Source organism: Brevundimonas sp., from assembly GCF_029945885.1.
In the GTDB taxonomy this organism is placed as follows: Bacteria; Pseudomonadota; Alphaproteobacteria; order Caulobacterales; family Caulobacteraceae; genus Brevundimonas.
In genome coordinates this window covers 83,625-97,438 of record NZ_JAQSDK010000033.1, presented here as the reverse complement: position 1 = coordinate 97,438, position 13,814 = coordinate 83,625, and the positions used below count along the sequence as shown (strand labels likewise).

Annotated in this window: 14 protein-coding genes and 1 tRNA gene; 10 read left to right on the top strand and 5 right to left on the bottom strand. The window is 68.9% G+C overall.

The window, feature by feature from the left end; genetic code table 11:
- The first annotated feature begins 19 nt into the window (after positions 1–19).
- Genes PSV00_RS12300 through hemN form a run of 4 tightly spaced genes read left to right on the top strand, consistent with a single transcriptional unit; the run spans position 20 to position 3,211 of the window.
- Positions 20–610, top strand: coding sequence for a hemerythrin domain-containing protein (locus tag PSV00_RS12300; protein WP_300447629.1), 591 nt, complete (start codon positions 20–22; stop codon positions 608–610).
- On the top strand, positions 607–1,278 hold the full coding sequence (locus PSV00_RS12295; protein ID WP_300447626.1) for a carbonic anhydrase: 672 nt from the start codon (positions 607–609) through the stop codon (positions 1,276–1,278). The genes PSV00_RS12300 and PSV00_RS12295 overlap by 4 nt, the downstream gene beginning before the upstream one ends.
- Complete coding sequence (locus PSV00_RS12290; RefSeq protein WP_300447623.1) at positions 1,275–1,856, top strand: molybdenum cofactor guanylyltransferase; 582 nt, start codon at positions 1,275–1,277, stop codon at positions 1,854–1,856. Before PSV00_RS12295 ends, PSV00_RS12290 begins: the two co-directional genes overlap by 4 nt.
- The gene (hemN, locus tag PSV00_RS12285; RefSeq protein ID WP_300447620.1) at positions 1,853–3,211 is read left to right on the top strand and encodes an oxygen-independent coproporphyrinogen III oxidase; all 1,359 of its coding nucleotides are present in this window, start codon (positions 1,853–1,855) and stop codon (positions 3,209–3,211) included. Before PSV00_RS12290 ends, hemN begins: the two co-directional genes overlap by 4 nt.
- Before the next feature lie 225 nt (positions 3,212–3,436).
- Here hemN and PSV00_RS12280 read toward each other — a convergent pair.
- A tRNA-Ser gene (locus PSV00_RS12280) sits at positions 3,437–3,528 on the bottom strand.
- Positions 3,529–3,656: 128 nt separating this feature from the next.
- Between PSV00_RS12280 and PSV00_RS12275 the strand changes: the two genes are divergently transcribed.
- Genes PSV00_RS12275 through PSV00_RS12255 form a run of 5 tightly spaced genes read left to right on the top strand, consistent with a single transcriptional unit; the run spans position 3,657 to position 9,348 of the window.
- Positions 3,657–5,258 (top strand): exopolysaccharide biosynthesis polyprenyl glycosylphosphotransferase, encoded by a 1,602-nt coding sequence (locus tag PSV00_RS12275; RefSeq protein WP_300447617.1) that lies wholly within the window; start codon positions 3,657–3,659, stop codon positions 5,256–5,258.
- 13 nt (positions 5,259–5,271) lie between these two features.
- Positions 5,272–6,723, top strand: a complete 1,452-nt coding sequence (locus PSV00_RS12270; RefSeq protein ID WP_300447614.1) for a lipopolysaccharide biosynthesis protein — start codon at positions 5,272–5,274, stop codon at positions 6,721–6,723.
- Positions 6,720–7,661 carry a glycosyltransferase gene (locus tag PSV00_RS12265; protein ID WP_300447612.1) on the top strand — a complete coding sequence of 314 codons (942 nt, stop codon included), beginning with the start codon at positions 6,720–6,722 and terminating at the stop codon, positions 7,659–7,661. The genes PSV00_RS12270 and PSV00_RS12265 overlap by 4 nt, the downstream gene beginning before the upstream one ends.
- Positions 7,658–8,401: a polysaccharide deacetylase family protein gene (locus PSV00_RS12260; protein WP_300447610.1), complete on the top strand. Its 744-nt coding sequence runs from the start codon at positions 7,658–7,660 to the stop codon at positions 8,399–8,401. The genes PSV00_RS12265 and PSV00_RS12260 overlap by 4 nt, the downstream gene beginning before the upstream one ends.
- Positions 8,398–9,348: a glycosyltransferase family 2 protein gene (locus tag PSV00_RS12255; RefSeq protein ID WP_300447608.1), complete on the top strand. Its 951-nt coding sequence runs from the start codon at positions 8,398–8,400 to the stop codon at positions 9,346–9,348. The genes PSV00_RS12260 and PSV00_RS12255 overlap by 4 nt, the downstream gene beginning before the upstream one ends.
- Before the next feature lie 9 nt (positions 9,349–9,357).
- Here the strand turns inward: PSV00_RS12255 and PSV00_RS12250 are convergent, their stop codons facing one another.
- A complete protein-coding gene (locus PSV00_RS12250) occupies positions 9,358–10,056 on the bottom strand; it encodes a hfsB (protein WP_300447606.1) in 699 nt (232 codons plus the stop codon).
- 49 nt (positions 10,057–10,105) lie between these two features.
- The gene (locus tag PSV00_RS12245; RefSeq protein ID WP_300447603.1) at positions 10,106–11,551 is read right to left on the bottom strand and encodes a chain-length determining protein; all 1,446 of its coding nucleotides are present in this window, start codon (positions 11,549–11,551) and stop codon (positions 10,106–10,108) included.
- A gap of 128 nt (positions 11,552–11,679) precedes the next feature.
- On the opposite strand from PSV00_RS12245, the gene PSV00_RS12240 reads away from it, so the two are divergent.
- Positions 11,680–12,429 carry a polysaccharide biosynthesis/export family protein gene (locus PSV00_RS12240; RefSeq protein ID WP_300447601.1) on the top strand — a complete coding sequence of 250 codons (750 nt, stop codon included), beginning with the start codon at positions 11,680–11,682 and terminating at the stop codon, positions 12,427–12,429.
- Between the two features lie 51 nt (positions 12,430–12,480).
- On the opposite strand, the gene PSV00_RS12235 is transcribed toward PSV00_RS12240, so the two are convergent.
- Together PSV00_RS12235 and PSV00_RS12230 are read right to left on the bottom strand one after the other, a co-directional pair.
- On the bottom strand, positions 12,481–12,789 hold the full coding sequence (locus PSV00_RS12235; RefSeq protein ID WP_300447598.1) for a sel1 repeat family protein: 309 nt from the start codon (positions 12,787–12,789) through the stop codon (positions 12,481–12,483).
- Between the two features lie 191 nt (positions 12,790–12,980).
- Positions 12,981–13,700: a glutathione S-transferase N-terminal domain-containing protein gene (locus tag PSV00_RS12230; RefSeq protein WP_300447596.1), complete on the bottom strand. Its 720-nt coding sequence runs from the start codon at positions 13,698–13,700 to the stop codon at positions 12,981–12,983.
- Positions 13,701–13,814: the final 114 nt, after the last annotated feature.

Genomic DNA, 13,814 nt, shown 5'->3' with positions numbered 1-13,814 from the left:
GGCAACAAGGTCATTCCGGATGAGCCAGACACCTCAGATCGAGCCCCTGCCCGCGGGCCTTGCTCACGAACCGCTGAACTGGCTGTTCGCTGAACACTATCGCCACCGTCAGCTGTGCCGCCTGATCGAGCGCGTCGGCACCGCGACCGTGCTGCTGCGCGAGGAGGCGGAGGAAATTCTGACCTTCCTGCGCCACGACATGGCCCTTCACGTCATCGACGAGGAAGAGGACCTGTTCCCCCTGCTGCGCCGTCGCTGCCTGCCGGAAGATGAACTCGGCCCCCTGCTGGGCGCGCTGTCGGCCGAGCATCGCGACGACATGGAGCAGACCCGGACCCTGGGCACCCTGCTGGAACGGGCGCTGATCGCGGGGCAACCACCGGGTCATGATCTGGAAACGCGCCGCCTGTTCACGGATTTCGCCCTGCACGAGCGTCGCCATATCGCGCTGGAAAATGCGGTCATCCTGCCGATCGCGCGCCTGCGCCTGACACCCCGGGACCTGCACGCCCTCAGCACCCGGATGGCGGCCCGACGGGGGGTATTCCTGGACAGCCCTGATCCTGCGTTCCCACCGGATGGCCCCGGATCGGCGGGAGCGACGCCGTGATCGAGGACCTCCTTCGAAACAATCTCAAATGGGCATCGGCCAAGGCCCGGATCGATCCGGAGTTTTTCCGAAGGCTATCGGCGCAGCAGTCGCCCGAATATCTCTGGATCGGCTGTTCGGACAGTCGCGTTCCCGCCAATGAGATCGTCGGTCTGGAACCCGGCGAACTGTTCGTCCATCGCAACGTCGCCAACCTGGCCCCCGCCCAGGACATGAACCTGCTGGCCGTCCTGCAGTTCGCCCTCGAGTCGCTGAAGGTTCGCCACATCATCGTCTGCGGCCACTATGGCTGTGGCGGCGTCCGGGCCGTGCTCGACGGGCAGCGCCACGGGATCCTCGACCACTGGATGCAGCGCGTTCAACGGCTGTGCGAGGACCATGACGACGAACTCGCGGCCATCCAGGATCATGAGGCGCGGATCAATTTCATCTGCGAGAAGAACGTGCTGGCCCAGGTCCGCGCCCTGTCCCGCAACCCCTTTATCACCGACGCCTGGAAACGGGGTCAGCCCCTGTCGATCCATGGCTGGATCTACTCCATTCGCGACGGTCTGGTCCGGGACATGGAGACCACGGTCACGGGTCCCGACGACGTCAGCCGTCTTGAGCCTGTCTGCCCCAAACCGCGATCGCGGTCGCGAGCCGCGGGCAAGGGTCGGCCATCATGAGTATCGTCACGGCAGTTTTGGCCGGCGGGGACGGGCAGCGGATCGGCGGGGCCAAGCCGGACAGGCCCCTCGCCGGGAGCCGCCTTTTGACCCATTCGCTGAAAGCAGCCCACGGATGGGCTGCCCCGGTGGTCCTGGTCCTGCGCAACCCGACACAGGTCAGCAATGTGCTGGCGCCGGTGATCCTTGACGACCCCGACATTCCCGGCCCCCTTGGCGGTCTGGCCTCGGCTCTGGCATGGGCTGACCTCAACGGCACCGATCGCGTGCTCACTATCCCGTGCGACATGCCATTCCTGCCCCCTGACCTTCTGGCCCGGCTCGATCAGGCCCTGAAGGATGACGTCGCGGTCGCCGTCGCCGCCAGCGGCGGGCGACTGCATCCGATATGTGCCCTGTGGCGCACCACCACCCTGCCCGTTCTCGTCCAGCGCGCCGGGAACGGACGGCTGTCCCTGAACGGTCTAAGCGAGGCGGCCGGCCGCGTCATCGTCGACTGGCCGATCGACCCGCGGGATCCCTTCCTCAACATCAACACGCCTGATGACCTCGCTCATGCGGAGGCGATGACGCTATGACTCCCCTGTCCGACCGTCTGCTGGGCCACGCGACCCGCGCCCTGCCACGCTACACCAGCTATCCCACGGCCCTGGCATTCCAGCCGGCAACGGATGACGCGGACCTCCGCCGCTGGCTGGGCGATATCCAGTCGCACGACACCCTGTCGATCTATGTCCACATCCCGTTCTGTGAGCGGCTGTGCTGGTACTGCGGCTGCCATACCAGCGTGCCCAATGGCTATGCGCGGGTCGCCCGGTTCCTCGACCAGCTGAAACGCGAGATCGACCTGTGGGGCGACGCCCTGCCCGCCCATGCCGGCACGGCTCATCTGCATTTCGGCGGCGGCAGTCCGAACAGCCTCAACACCGACGACTTCACCGGACTGCTGGCCCTCCTCGCCGGACGCTTCCGCCTGCGTCCCGGTGCCGAGGTCGCCGTGGAACTGGATCCCGGCACCCTGGACGGCGACTTCGCCCGGGGTCTGGGCGCGGCAGGGGTGACCCGGGCCAGCCTGGGCGTGCAGACCTTCGATCTGGAGGTCCAGCGCCTGGTCAACCGGATACAGCCCTCTGAACAGGTCGCCACGGCCGTCCAGGCCCTGCGCGGCGGCGGGATCGATGCGATCAATTTCGACATGATGTACGGCCTGCCGGGCCAGACCCCGGAGAATGTCACGGCCAGCATGGAGACCGCACTCACGCTGGAACCCGATCGGGTCGCCCTGTTCGGCTATGCCCATGTGCCGTGGATGAAGAAGCACCAGGCGGTCATCCGCGACGCGGACCTGGCCGATGGATCGGGTCGCTGGACCCAGGCCGAGGCCGCCGAGGCGGTGCTGGCGGCGCACGGCTATGTCCGTATCGGCATGGACCACTATGCCCGCCCGGGTGACTCCATGGCCGCCCGCCTGGCCGAGGGCAGCCTGCATCGGAACTTCCAGGGCTATACGGACGATCCGTCCGCGGTGCTGATCGGGCTGGGCCCGTCGGCGATCAGCAGCCTGCCCTATGCCTATGCCCAGAACAGACTGCGGGTCGACGACTGGACGGCCGACATCGCGGCAGGGCAGCTGCCTGTCGGCCGCCAGCTGGAAACGACGTCAGACGACCGCCTGCGCCGGGCCGTGATCGAGCGACTGATGTGCGATCTCCAGGTCGATGTGGGGGCCGTATGCCTGGACCACGGCCGCGAAGTCTCGGCGCTCGACCCGGCCATCAAGGCCGCCCGGGCCCTGCAGGCCGACGGCCTGTGCCGGATCGATGGCCGCCGTCTCCGCATACCGCACGCCATGGGTCGGCTCGTCCGGGTCGTCGCCGCCTGTTTCGACAACCGCTCCATCACCGCCCCGAAGCGCCACAGCGCGGCAGTCTGACAGCAGCGCCCCGCTTCGGTGGAGACAAGTTATCGTTTGACCGCCCCACCGGGCGAAGCGTGACGAGATCGATGTCCAGTGCGAGGCCAGTCGGGTGCGACGCAGGCGCGTATCGAGCGGTGGGTCGCTACGACTACCAGCCGACCCATCTTTAGGGTCATATTTAGGGAGGTTACCACCCGCAACAAGCAAGATGTTGTTATGAAACCCCTTTTTATAGGGTTCTGGCGGAGACGCAGGGATTCGAACCCTGGGTACCCCTTACAGGGTACGACGATTTAGCAAACCGTTGCCTTAAGCCACTCGGCCACGTCTCCAGCAGGCACGGCAGATAGCCGAGGGCGGGGCGCGGCGCAACCGGGTTTGGTGCGGGCAACAGCGGCACCGTTAACGGGACAGTGAGGGGCGCTGTGCATGATCACCGCTACCCGATTGCAGGAGTTCCATGACCCAAGCCGTCCGCAGCCGTTCGCCGGCCCGATCGTCCTCGCCGTCCGGCGAGCCGGCGACGCTGGACGCGGCCGGTCTCCAGGCCCTGGCCGGAGCCGCCCTGACCCCCGACGGTGACGGGGACGGCGATGCCGGCATCGACGCCGACGGGGCTGCCCGGCGCGGCCCGTTCCGGCCCGGGGTCTGGCTGAATGCCCGCCAGCGGCACACGGCCCGGCTGGCGGTCCACTATTTCCGCGCCTTCGACGTGCTGGCGGTGATCGCGGTCAGCCTGCTGTGTGCCTGGGCCGCCGTGCCCGGATCCCTGGCCGAGGCCCGGCTGTGGCAGGTCCTGCCCTTCGTGGCCGGCGGCATGGCCGTGCTGGCCATGATGCGGTCGCTGGGCCTGTACCGGTTCACCCGCAGTCATCGCGTCGGCCTGCACCTGGCCGCGGTGGCCGCAATCACCCTGGCCGGGGCCGCCGCCACGATCGGCGTCGGGGCCCTGATGCGCGGGGCCGCCGCCCCCTGGTCAGCCTATCTGGTCTGGACCGGCCTGATCCTGATCAGTCTGAACGGCCTGCATATCGGCTGGAGCGATCTGGTCGGCCGTTGGCGCGCCTCGGGGGCCCTGACGCCCAGCATCGTCCTGGTCGGGGCCACCCGCCACGCCGAAGGCCTGATCCGCGAGGCCCTGACGCGGCGTGACCTCAATGTGCTGGGCATTTTCGACGACCGGCTGGCCCGGTCGCCGCGCGCCATCGCCGGCGTGCCGGTGCTGGGCCGGGCCGACGACCTGCTGACCCATCACATGACCCCCTATGTCGACCGGATCGTGCTGGCCATCGATCCCAAGGCCGAGGCGCGGGTGCGCGATCTGACCACCCGGCTGCGGACCCTGCCCAATGAGGTGACCCTGCTGGTCGAACCGGCCGATGCCGACTGGGGCAAGGCGGTCGACCGGCTGGCCCGGACCTCGCTGGCCCAGCTGGACGGGCCGGTCGACGACGAGCGCCGCGCTTTTCACAAGCGACTGCAGGACCTGATCGTCGGCCTGACGGCCACGGTGCTGCTGGCCCCGGTGATGGCGCTGGTCGCCCTGGCCATCCGGCTCGACAGCCCGGGCCCGATCCTGTTCCGCCAGCGCCGCCACGGCTTCAACCAGGAAGAGATCGTGGTGTGGAAATTCCGCTCGATGCGGCCCGAGACCGCCGACGCCACCGCGTCGCGCCAGGTCACGGCCGATGACGACCGGGTCACGCGGATCGGCCGCATCCTGCGGTCCACCAGTCTCGACGAACTGCCGCAGCTGCTGAATGTGCTGAAGGGCGAGATGTCGCTGGTCGGGCCCCGCCCCCATGCGATCGGCATGAAGACCGGCCATATCGAATCGGCGCGACTGGTGGCGGAATACGCCCATCGTCACCGCATCAAGCCGGGCATGACCGGCTGGGCCGCCATCCACGGCTCGCGCGGACCGCTGCATTCGGCCCAGGACGTGCGCCGCCGCGTGCAGCTGGACATCGACTATATCGAACGCCAGTCGCTGTGGCTGGACCTGTGGGTGATGCTGGTCACCATCCCCGTTCTGCTGGGCGACCGGCAGGCCATTCGTTGAGCGGAGCACACTGATGTTCTGGCGCGGGGTCTGGGGCTATCTGCCGGCCAATATCGTCCAGGGGGTGGTCGGCTTCCTGGCCATCGTCATCTTCACCCGGGTGCTGAGCCCGGCGGATTTCGGCCGCTATGCCCTGGCCTTTTCGGTCATGACCCTGGCCCATGTGGCGGTGTTCAGCTGGCTGGAGGCGGCCATGGCCCGGTTCTGGGCCGCCGAACAGACCGCCGAGGGCCTGGCCCGTCATTTCGCCAGCCTGTACCGGACGGCCTTCCGGCTCGGCCTGGTCTTCCTGCCGGTCGCGGCGGTCCTGATCGCCCTGTGGCCGATGGATATGGCCTTCCGCATCGCCGTGGCCGTCGGGGTCGGCGGCATTCCCGTGCGCTGTTTCGCCAAACTGGCCATGGAGCGGTTCCGCGCCGCCGGTGAGGTCGGCCGGGCCGCGCGCATCGACATGATCACCGCCATCGGCGGCCTGGCCATCGGGGTGGCCGTGGCCCTGGCCGGGGCCGGAGGCTCCGCGCCGCTGATCGGGCTGATGCTGGCCCCGCTGCTGACCCTGCCCTTCATCCTGCCGGGCGAGCTGAAACAGGGGCGCGGGGCACGCGTCGACCGCACCCGACTGCGGACCTATGCCGTCTATGGCTATCCGATCGCCGCCTCGCTGGCCCTGGCGGTCGTTCTGTCCTCGACCGACCGATTCCTGCTGGCGGCCTTCATGAACGAGGCGGCGGTCGGGGCCTATCACGCGGGCTACAGCCTCGCGAACCGGACGCTGGACGTGCTGTTCATCTGGCTGGGGGCGGCGGGGACCCCGGCCCTGGTGATGGCGCTGGAGCGCGGCGGCGGCGAACGCCTGCAGACGGCGGCCCGCGAACAGGCCTCGACCTTCCTGCTGATCGGCCTGCCCGCCGCCGCCGGGGTCGCCCTGGTGGCCGGGCCACTGACCGAGGTGATGATCGGCGAGGACCTGCGCCGGGTCGCGGCATCGATCACGCCGTGGATCGCCCTGTCGGCCCTGCTGTCGGGCCTGACCACCTACTATTTCCACCAGGCCTTCACCCTGGGCCGGCGCACCGGCCTGTTGCTGGCCGCGATGGCGGTGCCGGCCCTGGCCAATATCGTGCTGAACCTGCTGCTGATCCCCGGTCATGGTGTGATGGGCGCGGCCTGGTCCACCGCGATCAGTTTCGGACTCGGGCTGATCGCCTCGATCGCCATCGGTCGCCGGGTGCTGGTCATGCCGGTGCCGTGGGAGACCCTGGCGCGCTGCGGTCTGGCCACGGCGGCCATGGCCCTGGCGGTCTCGGTCCTGCCCCGCCTCGGCGGGCTGGTCGAGCTGATGCTGCAGGCGACGGTCGGGGCGCTGGTCTATGCGGTCGTCGCCCTGACCCTGAATGCGGCAGGCGTCCGCGATGTGGCCGGGCGACTCCTCGCCACGGCCCGAACCCGGAGAGCCCTGTCATGACCGCCAAAGGCCGCGTCTTTGCCAATCCGACGTGGAAGGTCGCCAGCCCGGTCGTCTCGGTGCTGATTCCCTTTCTCGGCGATGATCCCTCAGTCCTGCTGAAACTGCTGGATGAGGAGGCCGGGGCCGTCGACGGCTCGGTCGAGATCGTCGTGCTGGATGACGGCACCCGCGATCCGGAGCTGACCAAACGGCTGACGGCGGTAATCAAGGCCATGACCCTGCCGGCGCGGCTGATCACCCTGCCCCGCAACGAGGGCCGCTCGATCGGGCGCAACCGGCTGGCGACGGCGGCCCGGGGCGGCAGCCTGCTGTTCCTGGACAGTGACATGCGGCCCGACTACCGGCGCTTCCTGCGCGACTGGGCCGATCTGGTGGCGCGCGAGGATCCGCCGGTGGCGTTTGGCGGCATCTCCCTGCTGCAGGCCCCGGTCGAGCCGCGCTTTGCCGTGCACCGGGCGATGGCCACCAAGTCGGAGTGCGTGGCCTATACGGTGCGCGCCCGTCAGCCCGAGAAATATGTCTACACCTCCAACCTGCTGGTGCGGCGCGACGTGTTCGCGGCCGAGAGTTTCGATCCCGGCTTCAGCGGCTGGGGCTGGGAGGATGTGGAATGGGCGATGCGGGTGTCGGGCCGGTTCCGGGTCCTGCACGTCGACAATCCGGCCACCCATATGGGGCTGGACACCGTCGCGGCCCTGGCCGGGAAATACGAACAGTCGGCCCCCAATTTCGCCCGGGTCGTCGATCGCCATCCGGCCATCGTCAGCACCTATCCCAGCTATCGCGCCGCCCGGTTGCTAAAGCGTCTGCCCGGAATCGACCAGCTGCGACCCCTGCTGCGGCGGGCGGCCGAGACCGAGTGGCTGCCGGTCCCGACGCGGGCCTTTTCGCTGCGCCTGTACCGGGCGGCCCTCTATGCCGGGGCGATCGCATGATGCCCCAGCCCTACAGCGCCGACGCCGGACTCCGGGCCAAGCTGCGCCGCCGCTATGCGCGACTGGTGCACCGGCGTCCCGCGCGGCTGGACCTTACCGGACCGACCGTCAGCTTCACCTTCGACGATGCCCCGGCCAGCGCGGCCGTAGCGGCCGCCATCCTCGAACGCCATCAGGCCCGGGGCACCTATTATCTGTGTGCCGGCCTGTTCGGCGAGACCGGCCATATGGGTCGCTATATCGATGCGACCGAGACCGCCGACCTGGCCGCGCGGGGGCACGAGATCGCCTGCCACAGCCATGGCCATGTCGACGCCCACCGCACCGACGGCGCAGCGCTTCTGGCCGACAGCGACCGCAATACCGCAGCCCTGACCGCGCTCGGCGGCAGCGCCCGGCATTTCGCCTTTCCCTATGGCGAGGTCTCGCCGGCGGCCAAGGCCCGACTGGCGGATCGCTATGGTTCGCTGCGGGGAGTCCATGCGGGGCTGGTCCGGGACGGGGCGGACCTGAACCAGTTGCCGGCGGTCGGCATCGAGGGCGATGACGGCGAGGCCGTGGCACGCCTGTGGATCGACCGCGCCGTTAAAACAGCGGGCTGGCTAATTCTCTTCACCCATGATGTGAGCGACAGCCCGTCACCCTGGGGCTGTACGCCGGGGGCGCTGGACCGGCTCGCCGCCCATGCCCGGGCCGCCGGATGCGCGCTGAAGACCGTCGGCGAGGTGCTGGACCGATGACGCCCCCCGAGCCCGTCGCCGTCATCATTCCCACCCTGCGTCGGCCCGAAGGCCTGGCCCGGGCGCTGGAGTCCCTGTTCCTTCAGACCGAGGTCGCCGACCGTCTGCGCGAGATCGTGGTGGTCGACAACGATCCGGCCGGAACCGCCGCGGCCACGATCGAGTCCCTGCGCGGGCGGTCGCCCTGGCCCCTGGTCTATTGCCACGCCCCGGTGCCGGGTGTGGCCACGGCGCGGAATGTCGGCCTCCAGGCCACCGATGCGCCGCTGATCGCCTTTCTGGACGATGACGAGGTCGCGGCCCCCGACTGGCTGGCCCAGTTGCTGGCGGGCCAGGTGGAGACCGGGGCCGATGTGGTGTTCGGCCCGATCCGGGGCCGGGCTCCCGACGCCGCCGACTGGCTCAAACCCTATCTCGAGGACTTTTTCGGCCGGAGCGGCCCGGCCCGCACCCGGCTGATCGACCAGCCCCATGGCTGCGGCAATTCCCTGATGGTGCGCCGGACCGCCCTGCCCGGCCCCGCGCCGTTCGATGTCGGCGCCGATCAGGCCGGCGGCGAGGATGACGCCCTGTTCGCCGCCCTGGCGGATCGAGGCGGGCGGTTCGGCTGGGCCGCCGGGGCCCATGTCGACGAGATCGCCCCGGCCCACCGGGCCACCCTGACCTATGCCCTGTCGCGGGCCTTCGCCTTCGGCCAGGGGCCCAGCCAGACGGCGGCGGCCCGACGCGACTGGATCGCCGTGGTGCGCTGGATGTTGGTCGGAGCCGTGCAGATGATGCTGTGGACCTGTGCCGCCGTCCCCTATCTGATCGTACGCAGTCCCCGCCGGGCCTGGGCCCTGGACAGGATCGCGCGCGGCCTCGGAAAACTGTTCTGGATGAAGGGGCTGGAGCCCCATTTTTATGGATCACACGAACTGGTCAGGCTGAACACCGCCGCCCGCTGAGCCCGCCGGTCAGCCGGCCAGACGGGCGAGGAATCCCGGCAGGCGATAGGTCGAGCGGTTGACCACCACGCCGGCGATCCGTCCGCCCACGGCCTCGATCTCGTCGCGCAGGATCATCGGATCCGCAGCCCGGGTCGATTCTGAAACCACCAGAATGGTCGCATCGACAAACGGGGCCAGGGTCAGGGCCATGTCGCTGCGATCCGTCGACGGCGCATCGATGACGACGGTGTCGGCGTGTTTGCGCAGCGCGTCCCAGTAGCGGGAATCGGCCACCGCTTCGGCCCGCTGTCCCGAGCGCAGCCGCGTGGTGTTGAACCGGCTGACCCACAAACGACCGCCCAGGCAGGACCGGGCCGTCAACAGCCGGGCCGGAGAGATCGGCCGGCCGTCCGGGCCCGTGACGCGCGGCGTCACCGCGAAGAAGCAGGACCCGTCGGGCGAGGCCTGGGCCGGGCGACCGATCTGGCCGAAGCGGTCCGGCTCACCGGCGATGGATTCCAGCTGCCCCTGCTGCGCCAGGTCGCCGTCGATCAGCCAGACAGGACGCCGGGCGCGCACCGCGGCCAGGCGGGCGTATTCGCGCGCGACCGTCGAGGCCCCCTCACCGGAATTGGCGGCGACGACCTGGATCACCCGTCCGCGATGGGACGGGGCCGGGCCCAGTGCCGCCCAGAGGCCGGCCATTTCAGAGGTAAGATCGACCATCGACTCGATTACGCACCTAACTCGCCAGGCCACAAACTGCCATGAGGGCTCACCGCGCCTTCATCGGCGCGACGGCCAGCACGGGCATTTCCAGCGTCCGCCCGACCGAGCCGGCGGTGGCGAACCGACGCCGGGTGAAGATCCGCAGCAGGCCGACACAGAGGGCGGTGAAGCCCGCAAACAGGAAGACGACGATCAGCAGCGGGGCCTTCAGGCTCTTGCCGCGGGTCGGGGCCTGGGCCCGTTCGATGACGGTGACATTGTCGGCCCCGGCCATGACCAGGGCGCTGTCGGCCCGGCTCTGGGTGGCGCGTTCCTGGAAGTCGCGGATGTTGGCGGTCAGGACCTCGCGGTCGCCGGCCAGGGTGGCGTTGGTCGATTCAATCTGGGTCAGCAGAGCCTGTCGCGAGCGCAGTTCACCAACCTGACGATCCAGCACCGCCAGCCGCGCGCCCAGGGACGCGGCCTCGGCCGCGGCGGCGATCCGGTCGCTCTCGGTCTGGATCCAGACCGGATTGGGCCCGGTGCGGACCTCCTTGGCCCCCACGGCGGTGCCGGTGCCGACATAGGCCTGCAGCTGGGCGATCTGTTCCTCGATGTCCCTGACCGGCTGGGCGTCGGGCCGGTAGCGCGACAGCAGCTGTTCGCGCTGGGTGCGCAACTGCAGCACCTGGTCCTGGGCCGAGATGTTCAGATCCTGCTGCAGGGTGACCTGGGCCGGGATCGCCGCCTGCTGGGCCACCAGGGTCGCCAGCCGCTGCCGCGCCTGATCCAGCTGGGCCTGAACCGAGAGTCGTTCGGTGAAGACCGTCTGATAGGTCGCCGCCAGGGTCGCCTTCAGGGTGGCAAAATCGCCGATGTCGTTCGAGGCCAGAAACGTCTCATAGGCCGAATCGGCGGTGGCCAGTTCGTCCTCGAACACCTGGCGCTGCTGTTCGATGGCCGGGGTCTTGTTGTCCTGGAACACCTCGCGACGATAGGTGAGATATTCGGCGATGACGGCATTCAGCACCCGGGCCGCGGTCTGGGGATTGTCGCTCTCGTAGCTGATGCCGATGATGGCGCTGCCCGGCGTGGTGCCGACGCCGAGGCCCGCATCCAGAACCTTCAGGGCGTCGGTCTGGCGCTTGGCCGCAGTCTCGCTGGACGGCCTGTTCCCGAGGAAGCTCTCCACGCCGAGGGCCGCGACCGTGCGCTGTTTGACCTCGAGGCTGTTCAGGATGGCCGCCTCGGACCCGGCCACCGCGTCGGCGTCGGGGGCCTGGCCGCGTTCGGCCGAGCCGACCCGGGGCTGGTAGACATATTCCTGACCGACCCCGGCATAGACCTTGCCGGTGGCCGTATAGGTCTTCTTCAGGGTCAGGACCGCGGCCGTGCCGAGCGCGAAGATCAGCACGAACACCAGAATCATCGGCAGCAGCTCGCGGAACAGCAGCCCCACGATATCGAGGAGGCCGTAGCGCGGGCGGGCTGTGGCGTAGGCCGTCGAACTCATGGGCGGCAGGTGATTCCATTGAACGCGGTGACTGATGGTCCAGACTTGGCTCACCGGCGTTAACCACTGGTTACCCATAAGCAGAGACCCTGTGTCGAACGCACCCGTCCGCCACGGATTCCCGCCCCATGCCCATCGACCGCCGCCTGCTCCTGCTGTCCCTCGGTGCCGCCGCCCTCAGTGGCTGCGCCAGCGAGAACGCCGGCCGCATGCCCCTGCCCGCGGCCGGAGCCGCCGGCGGCCGGGTCCAGCCGGTCGGCCAGACCGGCTTCCCCGAGATCGCCTTCGCCGACTGGACCGAGGCCGAGCCGGAATATCTGCTGTATCCGGGCGACGAGATCGAGGTGGCGACGCCGACGGCGGCGGAACTGACCCGGACCCAGAAGATCGGCCCGGACGGGCGGGTCGCCCTGCCCCTGATTGGTCAGGTCATGGCTGCCGACCGGACGATCGCCGAGCTGGAGTCGGATGTGGCCGGTGCCTATGCCTCACAGCTGCTGCGGCCCGTGGTCGAGATCACCCTCAAACAGGCGGGGCCGCTGAAAATCTGGGTGGACGGCGAGGTCCGCACGCCGGGTGTCTATGACATGCCGGGCGATATCGACGCCTATCAGGCCATCATCATGGCCGGGGGGTTCCTGCCGACCGCCCGCCAGCAGGAGGTGGCGCTGATCCGGCGCGGGCCGGGCGGCGTGCGCATGATGCGGGCCGCCGATCTCAGGCCCCGTCGCGGCGAGGTCATCGCCCTGCGCCGCGGGGACATATTGTTCGTGCCGCGGACGACCCTGGGCGAGGTGGCCAATTTCGTCACCCAGATCCGCAACGCCCTGCCCGTCGGCTTCACCTATGCGCTCAACGGGCAGTACCAGTCGTTCTAGGGCGTCGGCATTCCGGGGACTGGACGCAGGCGCATCCAGTCCGGGTTTGCGTCAGGCTGCGAGGGTAACGACCCCGGCGTCGATCCAGCGGCGGGCGGCGCGCTGGGCGTCGGCGATCTCGTCCCGTTCCATCTCCAGCGACATCTCGCGACGATAGACCCGGGCCTCGACGGACCCCTTCATGGCCGCCAGGTTGAAGATCATATGGGCCGAGACCCGATCCATCGGGCAGCCGGCCTGGCCGGTCGAGTACATCATGCCCAGACGAAACAGGGCATCGCCGTCCATGTCCGCGGTCGGCAGAGGCAGGGCAGCCTCGGCTTCGATCCCGATTTCCGGCGCCAGTTCTTGCGCGTTCATTACCGTATCCTCCGAACGGAGGCCGTTCTGGCCCCGTCTTCTGAGGCCTGATCAAATACCCGCGGTTTGAAGTTAAAGTTAACAGCGGCGGGCCGATTCGATCTTTTCAGTAAAGCAATAATGAATACTGGCGTGGCAGTTCACACCTCGGAAATGTCCTGGAAATCTTGTGGTTACACCTTGCCGGAAGGTTAACGTCCGCGCTGGCCGAACAGGACCTTGCGCGCCGCCTCGGCCGACTGGCCCGAGGCGGCCAGATTGCGCCGCATCGCCTCCCCGACCGCGCGGCCCGCGATCACGGCCGGCCGTTCCCCGACCCGGACCATCCAGGCCTTGAGGTTGGGGAACTCCTCCAGCGTCTGGCCCTGATACTCCGGCAGGATCCAGGGCCAGGCGGCCATGTCGGCGATCGAATAGTCGCCGGCCAGATAGTCGCGATCGGCCAGACGGCGGTCCATGACCCCGTACAGGCGGTGGGTCTCATCCGTATAGCGGCGGACGCCATAGGCGATCTGGCGCTGGTCGCGGATGATGGCCGGGGCATACTGGCGGAAATGATGGGTCTGGCCGGCCATCGGGCCGAGACCGCCGACCTGCCAGAACAGCCACTGGTCGATCTCGACCCGCGTGCGCACATCGGCCGGATAGAATTGGCCGGACTTGTTGCCGAGATATTGCAGGATGGCCCCGGACTCGAAGATCGACAGCGGTTCGCCGTCCGGACCGTCGGGATCGACGATGGCCGGCATCCGGCCGTTGGGGCTGATCGCCTGGAAGGCGGGCTCGAACTGTTCCCCGGCCCCGATGTTCACCGGCCGGACCTCATAGGGGATTCCCATTTCCTCGAGGGCGATGGAGACCTTCCAGCCGTTCGGCGTCGGCCAGTACCAGAGTGCGATCGGTTGGGTCATGAGAGGGTCCTGAAACGGCCCCCTGATCTGGGGCACCGACGGGGCCGGCGCAACCGGGCCGGCGGGCAAAGCTGACGAAGGCATTCAGGACGAGTTCATCCGGGCGGCGTCACC

Excerpts from the sequence above, each read along its gene's own strand:
- PSV00_RS12270 (WP_300447614.1), top strand. The coding sequence starts at position 5,272 with ATGTTCTGGCGCGGGGTCTGGGGCTATCTGCCGGCCAATATCGTCCAG.
- PSV00_RS12290 (WP_300447623.1), top strand. The coding sequence starts at position 1,275 with ATGAGTATCGTCACGGCAGTTTTGGCCGGCGGGGACGGGCAGCGGATC.
- PSV00_RS12250 (WP_300447606.1), bottom strand. The coding sequence starts at position 10,056 with ATGGTCGATCTTACCTCTGAAATGGCCGGCCTCTGGGCGGCACTGGGC.
- PSV00_RS12245 (WP_300447603.1), bottom strand. The coding sequence starts at position 11,551 with ATGAGTTCGACGGCCTACGCCACAGCCCGCCCGCGCTACGGCCTCCTC.
- PSV00_RS12260 (WP_300447610.1), top strand. The coding sequence starts at position 7,658 with ATGATGCCCCAGCCCTACAGCGCCGACGCCGGACTCCGGGCCAAGCTG.
- PSV00_RS12255 (WP_300447608.1), top strand. The coding sequence starts at position 8,398 with ATGACGCCCCCCGAGCCCGTCGCCGTCATCATTCCCACCCTGCGTCGG.
- PSV00_RS12265 (WP_300447612.1), top strand. The coding sequence starts at position 6,720 with ATGACCGCCAAAGGCCGCGTCTTTGCCAATCCGACGTGGAAGGTCGCC.
- PSV00_RS12275 (WP_300447617.1), top strand. The coding sequence starts at position 3,657 with ATGACCCAAGCCGTCCGCAGCCGTTCGCCGGCCCGATCGTCCTCGCCG.
- hemN (WP_300447620.1), top strand. The coding sequence starts at position 1,853 with ATGACTCCCCTGTCCGACCGTCTGCTGGGCCACGCGACCCGCGCCCTG.
- PSV00_RS12235 (WP_300447598.1), bottom strand. The coding sequence starts at position 12,789 with ATGAACGCGCAAGAACTGGCGCCGGAAATCGGGATCGAAGCCGAGGCT.
- PSV00_RS12230 (WP_300447596.1), bottom strand. The coding sequence starts at position 13,700 with ATGACCCAACCGATCGCACTCTGGTACTGGCCGACGCCGAACGGCTGG.
- PSV00_RS12240 (WP_300447601.1), top strand. The coding sequence starts at position 11,680 with ATGCCCATCGACCGCCGCCTGCTCCTGCTGTCCCTCGGTGCCGCCGCC.
- PSV00_RS12300 (WP_300447629.1), top strand. The coding sequence starts at position 20 with ATGAGCCAGACACCTCAGATCGAGCCCCTGCCCGCGGGCCTTGCTCAC.